At 44.0% G+C, this 13,764-nt stretch carries 12 protein-coding genes; 3 read left to right on the forward strand and 9 right to left on the reverse strand.

All coding sequences use genetic code 11. The annotated features are described in order from the left end of the window. Positions 1 to 8: 8 nt before the first annotated feature. On the forward strand, positions 9 to 890 hold the full coding sequence (gene tsf / locus CXF60_RS08150; protein WP_057758434.1) for a translation elongation factor Ts: 882 nt from the start codon (positions 9 to 11) through the stop codon (positions 888 to 890). A gap of 171 nt (positions 891 to 1,061) precedes the next feature. Here tsf and CXF60_RS08155 read toward each other — a convergent pair whose 3' ends face one another. The 4 genes from CXF60_RS08155 to hflX all read right to left on the reverse strand — a co-directional run bounded on the left by CXF60_RS08155 (position 1,062) and on the right by hflX (position 5,254). After that, a complete protein-coding gene (locus tag CXF60_RS08155) occupies positions 1,062 to 1,868 on the reverse strand; it encodes a lytic transglycosylase domain-containing protein (RefSeq protein ID WP_102091537.1) in 807 nt (268 codons plus the stop codon). A gap of 485 nt (positions 1,869 to 2,353) precedes the next feature. After that, on the reverse strand, positions 2,354 to 3,043 hold the full coding sequence (locus CXF60_RS08160; RefSeq protein WP_102091538.1) for an LrgB family protein: 690 nt from the start codon (positions 3,041 to 3,043) through the stop codon (positions 2,354 to 2,356). A gap of 16 nt (positions 3,044 to 3,059) precedes the next feature. Next, entirely contained in the window at positions 3,060 to 3,494 is a 435-nt protein-coding gene (locus CXF60_RS08165; RefSeq protein WP_102091539.1) for a CidA/LrgA family protein, read from the reverse strand. A 332-nt stretch (positions 3,495 to 3,826) separates the two neighbouring features. Next, on the reverse strand, positions 3,827 to 5,254 hold the full coding sequence (gene hflX, locus CXF60_RS08170) for a ribosome rescue GTPase HflX (RefSeq protein WP_057758442.1): 1,428 nt from the start codon (positions 5,252 to 5,254) through the stop codon (positions 3,827 to 3,829). 306 nt (positions 5,255 to 5,560) lie between these two features. On the opposite strand from hflX, the gene CXF60_RS08175 reads away from it, so the two are divergent. Beyond that, positions 5,561 to 6,361: a lysophospholipid acyltransferase family protein gene (locus CXF60_RS08175; protein ID WP_102091540.1), complete on the forward strand. Its 801-nt coding sequence runs from the start codon at positions 5,561 to 5,563 to the stop codon at positions 6,359 to 6,361. Positions 6,362 to 6,534: 173 nt separating this feature from the next. Here the strand turns inward: CXF60_RS08175 and CXF60_RS08180 are convergent, their stop codons facing one another. Then, complete coding sequence (locus CXF60_RS08180; protein WP_102091541.1) at positions 6,535 to 7,575, reverse strand: aldo/keto reductase; 1,041 nt, start codon at positions 7,573 to 7,575, stop codon at positions 6,535 to 6,537. A gap of 65 nt (positions 7,576 to 7,640) precedes the next feature. Then, entirely contained in the window at positions 7,641 to 8,138 is a 498-nt protein-coding gene (locus CXF60_RS08185) for an FKBP-type peptidyl-prolyl cis-trans isomerase (RefSeq protein ID WP_057758447.1), read from the reverse strand. Between the two features lie 180 nt (positions 8,139 to 8,318). On the opposite strand from CXF60_RS08185, the gene CXF60_RS08190 reads away from it, so the two are divergent. After that, on the forward strand, positions 8,319 to 8,990 hold the full coding sequence (locus CXF60_RS08190) for a DUF1294 domain-containing protein (RefSeq protein ID WP_102091542.1): 672 nt from the start codon (positions 8,319 to 8,321) through the stop codon (positions 8,988 to 8,990). A gap of 148 nt (positions 8,991 to 9,138) precedes the next feature. Here the strand turns inward: CXF60_RS08190 and lspA are convergent, their stop codons facing one another. The 3 genes from lspA to CXF60_RS08205 all read right to left on the reverse strand — a co-directional run bounded on the left by lspA (position 9,139) and on the right by CXF60_RS08205 (position 13,648). Next, positions 9,139 to 9,795 carry a signal peptidase II gene (gene lspA / locus CXF60_RS08195; protein WP_102091543.1) on the reverse strand — a complete coding sequence of 219 codons (657 nt, stop codon included), beginning with the start codon at positions 9,793 to 9,795 and terminating at the stop codon, positions 9,139 to 9,141. Continuing rightward, positions 9,788 to 12,649: an isoleucine--tRNA ligase gene (gene ileS / locus CXF60_RS08200; RefSeq protein ID WP_102091544.1), complete on the reverse strand. Its 2,862-nt coding sequence runs from the start codon at positions 12,647 to 12,649 to the stop codon at positions 9,788 to 9,790. Before ileS ends, lspA begins: the two co-directional genes overlap by 8 nt. A 450-nt stretch (positions 12,650 to 13,099) precedes the next feature. Further along, positions 13,100 to 13,648 (reverse strand): protein disulfide oxidoreductase, encoded by a 549-nt coding sequence (locus CXF60_RS08205; RefSeq protein WP_102091545.1) that lies wholly within the window; start codon positions 13,646 to 13,648, stop codon positions 13,100 to 13,102. Positions 13,649 to 13,764: the final 116 nt, after the last annotated feature.

Below are 13,764 nucleotides of genomic sequence, written 5' to 3' on the forward strand. Positions count from 1 at the left end.
TGACTCTTATGACAGAAGTAAAAGTATCTGCCAAAATGGTAAAAGAATTGCGTGACCGTACTGGTCTTGGCATGATGGAATGTAAAAAAGCGTTAGAAGAATCAAACGGTGATGTTGAAGTTGCCATTGATAACCTACGTAAATCTGGTCAAGCTAAAGCAGCTAAAAAAGCGGGTAACATCGCAGCTGATGGCGCTATCATCATCGCTCAAGGCGAGAACAAAGCATTCTTGTTAGAAGTTAACTGCCAGACTGACTTCGTTGCAAAAGATGACAGCTTCACTGCATTTGCAGAAAAAGTTGCTAACCTTGCGCTAGAAAACAACGTAACTGACGTTGCTGCTATCTCTGAATTGTCTTATGGCGAAGGTCAGACTGTTGAAGAAGCACGTGTATCACTAGTACAGAAAATCGGTGAGAACATCCAGATTCGCCGTGTTGAAACACTTGAAGGTGCTAACATCGCTGCATACCGTCATGGTCTGCGTATCGGTGTAGTGGTATCTTTTGAAGGTGGCGACGCTGACACTGGCAAAAACCTTGCTATGCATATCGCTGCATTCAACCCTGTTGCTGTAGATGACGAAGATGTTGCTGCTGACGTATTGGCACGCGAAAAAGACATCATCGAAGCGAAAGCTCGTGAGTCTGGCAAGCCTGATAATATCGTTGAAAAAATGATCGAAGGTGGCCTACGTAAGTACCTAGACGAAGTAACGTTACTACGTCAGCCATATGTTATGGACAACGACAAGAAAGTTGGCGAAGTCTTAAAAGCTGAAGGCGTAAAAGTACTTGGCTTCAAACGTTTAGAAGTTGGTGAAGGCATCGAGAAGAAGCAAGAAGACTTCGCTGCTGAAGTTGCTGCAACTCAGGCTGCTAACAAGTAAGTACCAAATAGTATTGGATCAGGCTGTGAGTACTTAATTGTGGCTCACAGTTTGGCTTTATTACTCTTAATGCATCAAGATATAAAGCATCATGATATAAAGCATCCAAACATAAAAAAGCCCATTAATTCGTTAATGGGCTTTTTTATGTCTGGCTTTTAGATAACTGGCTTAGCGTAAAGCCGCATAGGCTGAGTTGGCATAGCTGGCACTATTCACATTGCTGCTAGTAGCATAACTTACATTTTGTAAGCCATTACTTGTACTGGTGCTACTGGTTTGATTGTTAGCACTGATACTTGCAACAAACAGTCCGGCATCGTTTTTATACAGGCTATGATAACGGCTCATCACTCTTTGAACATAGTTACGTGTTTCTTTGAATGGAGGGATGCCACCGTATTTATCGACATTGCCTTCACCGGCATTGTAGCCTGCGACAGCATGTTCAACATTATTGTTGAAGCGGCGCATGAGCCATGCAATATATTTGGCTGATCCTTCGATATTATCTGCAGGGTTCCAAGGGTTGCTGACATTGAAACGGCGCGCAGTCGCTGGCATCAACTGCATAAGCCCTTGTGCGCCTACTGGTGAGCGTGCGTTTGGATTAAAAGCTGATTCGGTATGCATCATCGCTTTCATAAGGGCAGGGTCAACACCATTGCGCTCAGCGGACGCACGAATATAGCTGTCGTAAGAGTTGCGACTTCCGCTATTGCTAGCGGCGCTGCTACCATAGCTATCGCTACTTCCGTCATACATCTTAGAGTCTTTATAATAAGTTACTTTTACTTTTTTCGTAAACTTATCAAAATTTCCACTAGGATTGACATTGGTCAACAGTACTTGTCCACCTTTGTCTTTGTAGATATACATGTTGCCTGCATTTGCAGCGACAGAAAAGGTCGAAAGAGCAATGGCACTTAGCAAAAGGGGAGATAAGCAGCGAGTCATCAAAGTAGCCGTATTTATCATAGTAAAATCACTTTTTATCGAATAACAGCAAATTATTTTGCCTACATATGCGTTGATTTAGGCGCTTAAGCGGTTACTGATTTTGCAGAATTATTTAGCCCACTGTGAGGACAGCAGCTTAGCAATTATCACTTTCAATAAGGAATCACTTGCAATAGATACAAAAAATAATAGTTGCTTACTATAACATATAATAACTTTTTGACGCATCAGATTGACAAACTAAGTTGTAAAATCAGATTTCTATTATTAAATAACTTTAGATAAATCAATATACTAACTTTTCTAAGTGACTTAATGAGCCATTTGTAGTAGGTTTTTTCGTTTATGAATTCAGATAAATAAAGTGTCTCAATTTTTTAAGAAATAATAATGACATTTGAATAGTCGAGGTGATTTCCAATCTTAAACTAATAGTAGGTAAGCCTATTACTAGTTAAATTCTTAAAAATATAAGAGTAGTTTAGGTAGGCTTTCAGTGATGACTAGATACCGATAGCACTGATAAAAATAGGCACCCAAACCGCGGTAACCAACCCGTTCACTGCCAAACCAAATGCAGCATAACGTCCTGCTGTATGACTGATTTGCCAAGCTTCTACTGTACCAAACGCGTGAGCCGCTAACCCCAGTGCTAGACCTTTAGCACGGTCGTCATTGATACCGCGGAACAAAAAGCGAGCGACCGTACCACCTATCAGACCTGAGACGATGATAATTAGGTTAGCCATTGCCAGTGGTGCTTTGATTAAATCTGCGACACTCAAGCCAATAGGCGTCGTAACAGAACGGGTAGCGAAAGCCAATAGGGTCTCATGACTGAGCGAAAATAAATAGGCCAGTGACATAGGCAATAATGCGCCAACGACACTAGCAATAGCGACAATTAGAGTGAGTTTTTTGACTGGTAAGCCTTTAAAATTCATCGCCGCCAATGGCACAGCCAGAAGTACTGTCACATATCCCAACAGATGGTCAAATACAGGTTTTGCCGCGCTGTAATAGTTGTTGTAATCCCACTGCAGTATAAATAGGAAAACAAGTACTAGGACAAGTGCGGTAATGACCATCGGTAGCCATGATAATTTACGTGCCAATACACGTGCAATTACGTGTGCTGCTAATGTCAATAATATTGCGGCTAGGGTTGCCATAAATACGCTGTCAAAAGTCATAATATTTCTCCGCAGCTCACGGCTGTCCCTTTTGCTCAGTGGTAGTCGTACTATCAGTGTTTGCAGCGTGATTGAGCCAACGATTGGCCAATAATGCTAGTCCCCACAGCGGTATGAGCGTACTAACGATCATCGTTATCATCACACCCAATAGCTCATCTCCTAGAGCAAATAGCAACAAGCCTGCACCAGCAGAAACTGGTAAGAAGGCAAAACCACTATCGACTAGCAAGGTATTACTGGCCTGTGTGAGCCAGCTCGGTAACCCCTTGAGCAGTCGCCACGCCATCAAAATGACAAACATCGCAACCAAACCGACAATATTGGCCGCTTTTTCGATGCCTGCCATTTGACAGAGAACAACCGCCGTTTCTCGAACAACGATGACCATAATCAACGTTAAAATTAACGAAATCCATAGCGGGAGATGGGAGGAGTGAGCAGGCTTCATAAGCAGTGTGGCCAAGTCAGATATAGGTGATGGGTTTATAAAAACGAGCGGGCGATAGTATCAATAATATAACGTGAAAAATAATATTATGAACGCTGATAATAGACAGTAGTGACATTTCAACTTTTGAGTGGCGAGTATTACCTATCAATATTTGTCGAATGTATCATCACTGATTATATAGAGAGTAAGCGCATTAATAAAGAGCATAGATGCAGACAAAAAAATAGACGATATCAATCGATATCGTCTAGGCTATCTTAACTTACTATGTAAAAGCTTGCAGTCAAACAGTGTGTATTAAACGGTCATGTTTCTGCTACCTTACATCATTATTTTTCTGAATCAGCTGTTTCTGAGTGTAATGCATCAAACTCGTCAAACGCTTTTTCCTCAGCCTCTGTCATGGTTGGCTCTTCAACGTCATCAACTTTTTCAAACTCTTCTAGTACCGGCATCAGCAGTGTTGCTTGTGCAAGCGGCAACACATCGATAGGTTTTAAGTTGGCTTGACCCAGTAGCTGTCTTAGACGGTCACTTGGCAAACGAATCGTCAGACATTCACGACCTGTATCGTCATAGCTTTCTTCTTCAATAACGCCCAGTTCATATAGAGTGTTTTTGAACTGTCCGGCATCATACGGCAAGGTCAAATCAAACGTTGTCAATTTACCTGTCAGCAGTTGCTGTACGGCAAGCGTTAGCTCTTCCATACCGAGGTTCTGTCTAGAAGAAACATAGACGCGGTTTGGCTGACCTTCGCTAGCATAGCCGATATGTGCAGGCTCGTCAGTCAAATCAATCTTGTTATAGACATTGAGCACAGGTACATCGTTATCGATTTCTGCCAATACTTCCTTGACCGCCTGAATCTGCTCGTGCATGTCCTCGCTAGAGGAGTCAATGACGTGCAATAACAAATCTGCTTCTAGCGTTTCTTCTAGAGTCGCATGAAAAGACTCAACCAGCTCATGCGGCAGATGACGGACAAAACCAACCGTATCGACTAAGACGACACGACCAACTCCCTGCCAGTCCAGACGGCGTAGAGTAGGGTCTAGCGTCGCAAATAGTTTGTCAGCAGCGTAGATGTTTTCATCGACCAAACGGTTGAACAAAGTAGATTTTCCCGCATTGGTATAGCCGACCAGTGAGATGGTCGGTACGTCTGATTTTTGGCGACGGGCACGACCTTGCGCACGGGTCTGACGGACTTTTTCTAGTTTGCTCTTTAGCTGATTGACGCGAGTCTGCAGTAGACGGCGATCGGTTTCAAGCTGAGTCTCACCCGGTCCACGTAAACCAATACCACCTTTTTGACGTTCCAAATGCGTCCAACCACGTACCAGACGCGTTGATAGATGGTTAAGCTGAGCCAGCTCTACTTGCAGCTTACCTTCGTAGGTACGGGCACGCTGCGCAAAAATATCCAAAATTAAACCAGTACGATCCAACACGCGGCACTTCACTAGCGCTTCGATATTACGCTCTTGTGATGGCGACAGGCTGTGGTTAAACAGTACGATATCTGCTTCGTGTTCGCGCACTAGTTCTGCGATTTCTTCTGCTTTTCCGCTACCAACGAAGTATTTGGCGTCAGGGCGCGAGCGTGATCCAGTGACTAATGCCAAACGATCGGCACCTGCTGAATCAGCCAATAGCTCAAATTCACTAAGATCATCAGGATCTTGAATTTGGCGGATGTCTAAATGTACTAAAATGGCGCGTTCGCCACCTTCATGTCTTTCAAAATAATCCAAAGAGTATCACCTATTTAATAAAGTAAATGTCTCGCCATAATCAGCTCAAGAAGCTTTGACATAGCGTTCATATGATTATCTATATATGGTCTTATCACTTGATATTAAAGCGTATTAGCATAATTAGCGATGGTTTTATGTTACAGCGTTTGCTGCGGATAATTTTTTATAAATCTGCTTTATTGCCCGTTTGTATAAAAGTCGGCACTCACTGAGTGAACAAGCTATCACTGAGTGTGCTAACTTTGTTATACTGGGCTCGTTTTTTGACTATTAAACACCCGTTATTTAATCATGAGGGCGAAGATGAGCCAAGCTAAATCAAGCTTTTCACTCAGACGACAGTTGAGCCGAGGCAGACAGGTTGCTGGTATGACCACGACGATGGTCGGCGGCATACGCGCGGCAAAGCGTATCGGTGCATTTAAGCAGCCACCACGCGAAACCCTACCACGCTATATCCAAACATTCTGCCGTAAGATGGCAGGCTCTTTTGGGGTAAAAGTGGTAGAGGTGGAACCTGTAGAGCAGTTCCATGGTTTATGGGTATCGAATCACGTGTCATGGATGGATATCCCTGTCGTTGGTACTGTGAGCCCAGCGTTCTTTTTATCCAAAGCTGAAATCGGTGAATGGCCTGTCTTTGGCAAACTTGCTCATGCTGCAGGGACGCTTTTCATTGAGCGCGGCTCCGGTGATGCAAGCTCAGTCTCGGCGCAGATTGCTGACTTTTTAGCCAAAGGTTTTTCGATTATTTTCTTTCCTGAGGCAACCACCACTAGTGGTAAAAAAGTAAAGCGCATTCATGGAACATTGCTGCAAGCAGCCATTGATGCTGATGTGCCTATCAGACCAATCATCATCGCTTATGTCGATAAAGACGGCACACTAAGCGACGCATTGCCATACTATGGTAAGCTGACGATGAAAGAAAGCATGAAAAAAGTGCTCGATAGCAAAAACGTGACCGCTTACGTGCTGCCACTTGCGCCTATAGATCCAGAAGGTCGTAACAAAAGCGAGCTTACCAATTTATTACAAGCACGCATGAACGAAGGGTTGGCTGAGTTGCACTCAAGAGTCCTTAGCACACCAGTTGAAGACTGATTACTTATAGTTGAGCTAGTTAGAGTTGAACTAGTGCAGCTAATCTCAGCCAGTTAATAAAAGGGCGCAAATCGAAACGATTTGCGCCCTTTCTTATAGGAGATTTAATAGAGCGAACTTAATATTATTTATTCAGCAGGCTCTATTAACATCCAGTCTCTATAAAATACCAACTATGGTGATGGATTAGGTTGCTGTGTATGCACCGCTTCAATCGCTTCTAATACATCTGCTGTTAGCTCCACATTGACACTGTCGATGTTTGATTTGAGTTGCTCGGTCGTCGTCGCTCCAATGATGTTGCTGGTGACAAAGTGACGAGAGTTTACAAAAGCCAATGACATCTGCGCCATGTCCAGACCTGCATCAGCAGCTATCTTGGCATATTGCTCAGTGGCTGATTTAGCTTGCTCATTCACATAACGACCGAAACGATCATACATAGTCAGACGTGCACCAGTTGGACGTTTACCATCAAGATATTTACCAGACAATACACCAAAACCAAGCGGAGAATACGCCAGTAGACCAACGTTTTCACGATGGGCAATCTCAGCCATACCGACTTCGTATAAACGGTTCAATAGGCTATATGGGTTTTGCACGGTAAGAGGTGGAATTAGGCCATTTTTATCTGCTTCCCATAGATAGCGCATGAGTCCCCACGCGGTATCATTCGATAAGCCATAAGCACGAATACGACCTTTTTTGATTTCATCGTTCAACGCTTGAATGGTTTCTAAAAATGGGGTTAAATCGTCTAATGACTGTGCCGCCATCTCTGCATCATAGCCGCGCTGACCAAAGAAGTTCGCTTGGCGTTCAGGCCAATGCAGTTGATAGATATCGATATAGTCTGTTTGTAGACGTTCCAAATTCCCGTCAATAGCGCTGCTGATGTGCTCGGCGTTAAAGCGCGTTTGACCATCACGCAAAAAGTTCATTGGCGATATTTTGCTTGCGAGAATAACTTTGTCACGCTGTTTGGTCTTGTTGAACCAAGTGCCCATAAAGCGCTCAGTATCACCCTGTTTGTCTTTATCTGGTGGTGACGGGTACATCTCGGCGGTATCCCAAAAATTCACACCTTCATTGAGTGCCATGTCCATTTGCTCATGTGCTTCGGACTCAGTATTTTGCTGTCCCCATGTCATCGTGCCTAGACAGATTTTAGATACTTTTTCATCGAGTTGCGGTAATGTTTGATACTGCATATAAGTCTCCCTTTTGACTGTTTTTTATCAATATTTATTTTTAGATGAGTTGTATTTATTGATGTTTACATCAATTTGATACCAGTGACGCCGGGTGGTGTGACTTTAAAGATTTTTACTTTGAATAATACGTCTTGTCCTGCCAATGGGTGGTTAAAGTCTACTTCGACTTGGTCTTCATCGATGGCACTGATCGTACCGGGCAGCGTATTTTTGCCTTTGTCTTCGAACTCAACCATCATGCCAATCTCTGGATTGTCAGCGACTAGCGCAAACTGAGTACGGCTAAAATGTTGGATGTTTTCAGGATTCCACTCGCCAAAAGCTTGCTCTGGCTCAAGGTGTGCGGTACGAGTGTCACCGGCGCGCAGATTCATCAGTACTTGCTCAAAACCAGGTAACAAGCTCTCATCACCAATGGTCAAAGACACAGGTGCATCACGATTAAAGGTTGAGTCGATGATGGTGCCGTTCTCTAATGAAACTTCAAAGTGCAGCTTAACGAGGCTACCATGAGCGATACGAGTGTCTTCGTTTGGGTTAATAAATTGAGATTGAGTCATAATAAAAAGCCATCGGTTGCTAGAATAAAAGAATAGAAAATAATGCGTTTGATTACAGTCTCTTTAATTGCAGTATTATAGTGTAAGAAATAATAAGCCATCTAAGACCAGATGTAAGCGTCAATAATGTAACGCAGATGGTGTACTATAATTGGCAATACTAAAAGATATGAGGTGTCGATGGTGAATAAACAACAAGGCACTGTCAAAAAATGGCAGGACGATAAAGGGTTTGGCTTTATTGAAACTGAAGCAGGCGAGTCTGTTTTCTTTCATGTGAGTGAGTTTAAGGCTCAGCGCCGTCCTAATATCGGTGAGGCAGTGGTCTTTAGCATTGGACAAGATGCGGAGGGACGCAAGCGAGCCACGCAAGTACAAGAACTTGTCTTTGTACAGCAAAAAATGGCACAAAAAAATCAGCAGATCCGTCAGCGCAATCAGAAACGTAGCCACCAAGCGGAATTTGAAGCGGGTCAAAAGAAACGCTCATTTCTTGGACTGGCTTTTTATGGCGTTTTAGCTTTATTAGCAGCGACAGATAAACTGAGCTGGCTAGTGGTCGGTTGGTACGTAGTGCTAGGGATTATTACTTATGGCATGTATGCCAAAGACAAAGCTGCTGCGCAAAGTGGCGATTGGCGTACGCCTGAGTCTACATTGCATATACTAAGCGCGCTAGGCGGTTGGGTAGGCGCGCTATTGGCTCAGACGTATCTGCGTCACAAATCACAAAAGCCTGAGTTTCGAGTGACTTATTATTTGACCGTCGTTGTGAACATGGCAGGCTTGCTATTTTTATTAGCAGGTGGCGGCTTAGAGACTGTCACTGATTTACTATCAGAGTTGCTATAACCATATTATAGATACTGCTATGGTTGGTGATATCACTGTTTATATAAAATGTTATTATTAATAGCAGATAAAAAAAGGTGGATTACGACTGCGTAACCCACCTTTTTATTTATAAGCTGAACGATATTAATAATAGTATTTAGAATTATTACTGCGGCATTTCACGCTTCTTTTCCAAAAACAGCATATCGATGACAATCAGTACAACACCGATGGATATACCGATATCCGCGATATTAAAAATCGGATAATGCCAAACATCAGCATAATGCACATGGATAAAATCAATCACATGACCATGTAGTAAGCGGTCGATTAAATTACCAACTGCACCGCCCAATACTAAGGCTAGGCCAAAAGATAACAGCGCGGCTTTGCGTGGTGCTTTAATCAGATAGATGATTAGAAATAGCGACATTAGTAATGCCAGTCCTGAAAAAAACCACTTCTGCCAACCGCCAGCATCCGCCAAAAAGCTAAATGCCGCGCCATAGTTATAAGCCAATGTCCAATTAAGAAATGGCTCAATTACCGGCACTGGATCATGAAAGGTCAGTTTGGTTTCTGCCAGCCATTTGGTCCACTGATCGATAATGACAACAACCAATGCCAATATATACCATACAAAAGCACGACTACCATTGGCCACCAGCTTTGGTGTCCTATTTGTTGACTTGGTCAGGCGACTTTTAGGTGTAGTCGAGCTACCCGTGGTTGCATGAGCAGGCTTAGGCGAATGGTCAACCTCAACAACTTGCGGCTGCTGGTCATGCTGGCTTTCAGGTGAGTCTGTTGGGTTAGGCATAGTGACGCACCTCGCCATCGCCACTGACATTGGTTACGCAGCGCGCGCATAGATCGGGGTGTGCGCTATCTGTACCGATGTCATCACGGATGTGCCAGCAGCGTACGCACTTAGTACCAGTAGCCGCGCTTACTTGGACCACTAAATCTACAGCCTCTTCGGTATTGGTATCGGGCGCTTCTGCTGTCTGTGTGATGCTATCAGCAGGCGCTTCGCTCATTGGCTTTAGTGCAGCGTTACTAGTAATTAGTACAAAACGAAGCTCTTCATCAAGCTTGGCTAAGCTCTCATGCATAGCACCGTCAGCGTATAGACTCACGTCGGCAGACAAGTTGGCATTGATAATTTTTTCGCCACGTGCAGTTTCGATATGTTTGTTCACCATGTCTTTTGCGAACATGATGCGCTGCCAGTCATCATTGCTAATAGCACTTAGCTCAAATGCTGGGAACTCATACCATTCTTGAGTAAATACATAGCCGCCTTTATTCGCATCACGTTGGTTCAGTACTTCCCAAGCCTCTTGCGCCGTGAATGATAGGATTGGTGTAATCCAGCGAATCAGAGCATGAGTGATATGGTAGATAGCCGTCTGCGCAGAGCGGCGAGGCTGACCATCTGCCTGCGTGGTGTACTGGCGATCCTTGATAATATCTAGATAGAAGCTACCCAAGTCTTGCGAGCAAAACGCCGTCACGTGCTGAGTGACTTGGTGAAAATCCATCGCGTCGTAAGCGCTAATGATTTGCGCTTGTACGGTTTGTGCGCGCTCAATGATGAATTTATCAAGGCTAACCAATTCATTGATATCAATGCTGTCGGTCGCTGGATTGAAGTCATCAGTATTGGCAAGCAAGAAACGCAGGGTATTACGGATACGGCGATACATATCGATCGCACCTTTAAAGACCGTCTTACCTGCGCTCATCTCATAACGGTAATCGCTAGACGCAATCCATAGACGCAGCATGTCTGCACCTGTCTTATTGATTTCTTCTTGCGGGGTAATGATGTTGCCCAGTGACTTACTCATTTTGCGACCGTTTTCATCGACCACAAAACCATGGGTCAATACTTGCTTGAACGGTGGACGCTCATACATGGCTTCTGACGTCAGCAATGACGTCTGGAACCAACCACGATGTTGGTCAGAGCCTTCTAGATACATATCAGCTGGATTGGTCAATTCATCACGCTGATCAAGTACCGCAAAATGCGTTGTGCCTGAGTCAAACCAAACGTCTAACGTATCAGTTGCTTTGTCATAGTCAGCGGCTTCACTGCCTAAGAAGTCTTCACAGCTAGCATCAAACCACGCTTCTACGCCACCTTCATTGATTTTTTGTGCCGCAGTTTCCATCAGCTCAAGCGTGTTTGGATGCAGCTCGCCTGTTTCTTTATGCGTAAAGAAAGTAATCGGCACGCCCCATGTACGCTGACGCGAGATACACCAATCAGGACGACCCGTCATCATTGACTCGATACGGTTTTGTCCCCACGCTGGCGTCCAATTTACTGATGGAATATCAGCAAGCGCGCGAGCACGTAAGCCTCTGGTTTCCATGTTGATAAACCACTGAGGCGTAGCACGGAAAATGATTGGCGACTTATGACGCCAGCAATGCGGATAGCTATGCTCAATTTTGGTATGGCTGATTAGATGGCCATTTTCATGTAGGGCAGCGATGATTTTTGGATTGGCTTTATAAATGTGCTCGCCTGCAAATACAGCAGCGCTATCTAGATAAACGCCCGTACCGCTTACTGGGTTTTCCACTGGTAAGTTGTATTTTAGACCAACGATATAATCGTCTAGACCGTGACCAGGTGCGGTATGTACCAGACCAGTACCACTATCGGTGGTCACATGCTCGCCTAAGATGAGTGGCACTTGACGGTCTGCAATTAGTGGATGCTGGGCATGTAGGCCTTCAAGCTCGCTGCCTGATACAGTTGCTAGGATGCCGTTATTTTCTAGTTTTAGCTCACTTAACGCAGTTTCGACAAGGTCCGCTGCGAGTAGCAGGTTGCCTTTTTCGGTAGCAACCACGCTATAGTTATGCTCTGGATGTACTGAGATAGCTTGGTTAGCAGGCAGTGTCCATGGCGTAGTAGTCCAAATAACAGCAGCGATGTTATCTGCGATATCTGCCAATGCGGCTACTTTATCTGTACCGAGTACATCAAAGCTGACATAGATCGCGTCAGAGACTTTGTCTTGATATTCTACTTCTGCTTCTGCTAGGGCAGAGCTACAGTCCAAGCACCAGTTGACTGGCTTCATACCGCGAGTCACATGACCATTGTCATAGATTTTGGCAAGCGCGCGCACGATATTGGCTTCTTGATGAAAGTTCATGGTCAGATAAGGATTGTCCCAATCACCGAATACACCTAGACGCTTGAAGTCTGCTTTTTGCAGTTCAATCTGAGTACTCGCATACTCGCGGCATAGACCACGGAATTCGGTAGCAGACACTTTTTGACCGACTTTACCAACCTTAGCTTCGACTTTTTGTTCGATTGGCAGACCATGACAATCCCAACCAGGGACATAAGGCGCATCAAATCCTGATAAGGTTTTTGATTTTACAATAATGTCTTTTAGTACTTTATTGACCGCATGACCCAGGTGAATCTGACCGTTGGCGTATGGAGGGCCATCGTGCAAAATATATTTGGTCGCACCAGCACGCGCTTGACGAATTTTACCGTACACGTCATCCGCTTCCCAAGCAGCAAGCCAATCTGGCTCGCGTTTGGCAAGGTTTGCGCGCATCGCAAATGGCGTATCCGCAAGGTTCAGCGTGTCTTTGTAATCTTGGCTTGGTGTGTCAGTGCTTTTATCAGTCATAGAAGGTATCTTTTTAAAAGGTAGGTTTGTGTGTCGGTTCAAAACCGGATACAAGGCTCGATGTTCAATGTATTTCAATATAGTACTGAGGGTTACACGGTATTGATAATGCTTAATTACTAATAGTAAGTATATTGTTCATCATAGTCGGTTTATCAACCATCATGTCAATAAATACCCATTGTCGCTCATTAGTCGGTAAATAGTTACGTCAATAATAAATGGTAACGAGACGATTGCAACATAAAATATGCTAGTAAAAATAATTCAAAAAAATATTTAGATTGGCAGCTATTATATGACAAAAAGGGTAGGGTAAAAAGAGCTGTGCGAGGTCAGCCCAATTTTGTCCAATATCAATCGTTTATCTGTGTTGTATATCCTCAGCACGGACGTAGCTATAAGCTCCTTGAATGCTTATTCATTGAAACATAAAGTACGACTCAAGTGCTAAAAAACAGATGCTAACCATAAGCGCAGTTTCAATGACCATAATGGCTGAATCCCTGTTAGCCCTTGTGTCATCTCGCCATCTTCTAATACCACATAAGACGGTGTGACTTGTCCTTGCCAATCTGCAAAGATATTGCCTTGTTGATCATTTATGGTGGTGAAATCAAACTGATGCTGATCGAGGTAGCCGCGTAACTCTTGGTTTGAGCCGGACTGTACGGCAACAGTGACAACGGGATAGTTATCTGCTGCTAGTTTATTGATAGTGGGCGAAGTAAAACTACAGACTGAACACCACGTACCCCAAAAGTATACCAGTGTAGGCCGCTCATGACTCATCGCTGCCAAATCGATAGTTTGCCCTTGGTAATCGGTCAGTTGCAATTGAGGGTTGGCAGGCATAATAGGCTGTCGCCACCAATTGACCACGCTATAGATCACGACAAACATAAGACCATATAACATTATCGTTTTAAGTATCGAAATGATCTTTCGCTTCGGCTGCTTCTTTGGCTTTACTTCTGTTTGCTCAATATCGGTCGTCATGACATCCGCTTTTTAGTTTGCATATTGTTTTCAGTTATTTTCAGTTGTTCTCAAATAATGGCTCATCGTCACTGCTTATCTTATCGTGATTGCCTATATGGTCATTGCACGAAGAG

The sequence above is a fragment of the Psychrobacter sp. 4Bb genome, assembly GCF_002836735.1.
Classification (GTDB): Bacteria; Pseudomonadota; Gammaproteobacteria; order Pseudomonadales; family Moraxellaceae; genus Psychrobacter.

Bases quoted from the DNA above. Each gene is read 5' to 3' on its own strand.
- CXF60_RS08165 (WP_102091539.1), bottom strand. From the start codon at position 3,494: ATGAAGCCTGCTCACTCCTCCCATCTCCCGCTATGGATTTCGTTAATT.
- lspA (WP_102091543.1), bottom strand. From the start codon at position 9,795: ATGCCTAACCCAACAGACTCACCTGAAAGCCAGCATGACCAGCAGCCG.
- ileS (WP_102091544.1), bottom strand. From the start codon at position 12,649: ATGACTGATAAAAGCACTGACACACCAAGCCAAGATTACAAAGACACG.
- CXF60_RS08180 (WP_102091541.1), bottom strand. From the start codon at position 7,575: ATGCAGTATCAAACATTACCGCAACTCGATGAAAAAGTATCTAAAATC.
- CXF60_RS08155 (WP_102091537.1), bottom strand. From the start codon at position 1,868: ATGATAAATACGGCTACTTTGATGACTCGCTGCTTATCTCCCCTTTTG.
- CXF60_RS08185 (WP_057758447.1), bottom strand. From the start codon at position 8,138: ATGACTCAATCTCAATTTATTAACCCAAACGAAGACACTCGTATCGCT.
- tsf (WP_057758434.1), top strand. From the start codon at position 9: ATGACAGAAGTAAAAGTATCTGCCAAAATGGTAAAAGAATTGCGTGAC.
- CXF60_RS08160 (WP_102091538.1), bottom strand. From the start codon at position 3,043: ATGACTTTTGACAGCGTATTTATGGCAACCCTAGCCGCAATATTATTG.
- CXF60_RS08190 (WP_102091542.1), top strand. From the start codon at position 8,319: ATGGTGAATAAACAACAAGGCACTGTCAAAAAATGGCAGGACGATAAA.
- CXF60_RS08205 (WP_102091545.1), bottom strand. From the start codon at position 13,648: ATGACGACCGATATTGAGCAAACAGAAGTAAAGCCAAAGAAGCAGCCG.
- CXF60_RS08175 (WP_102091540.1), top strand. From the start codon at position 5,561: ATGAGCCAAGCTAAATCAAGCTTTTCACTCAGACGACAGTTGAGCCGA.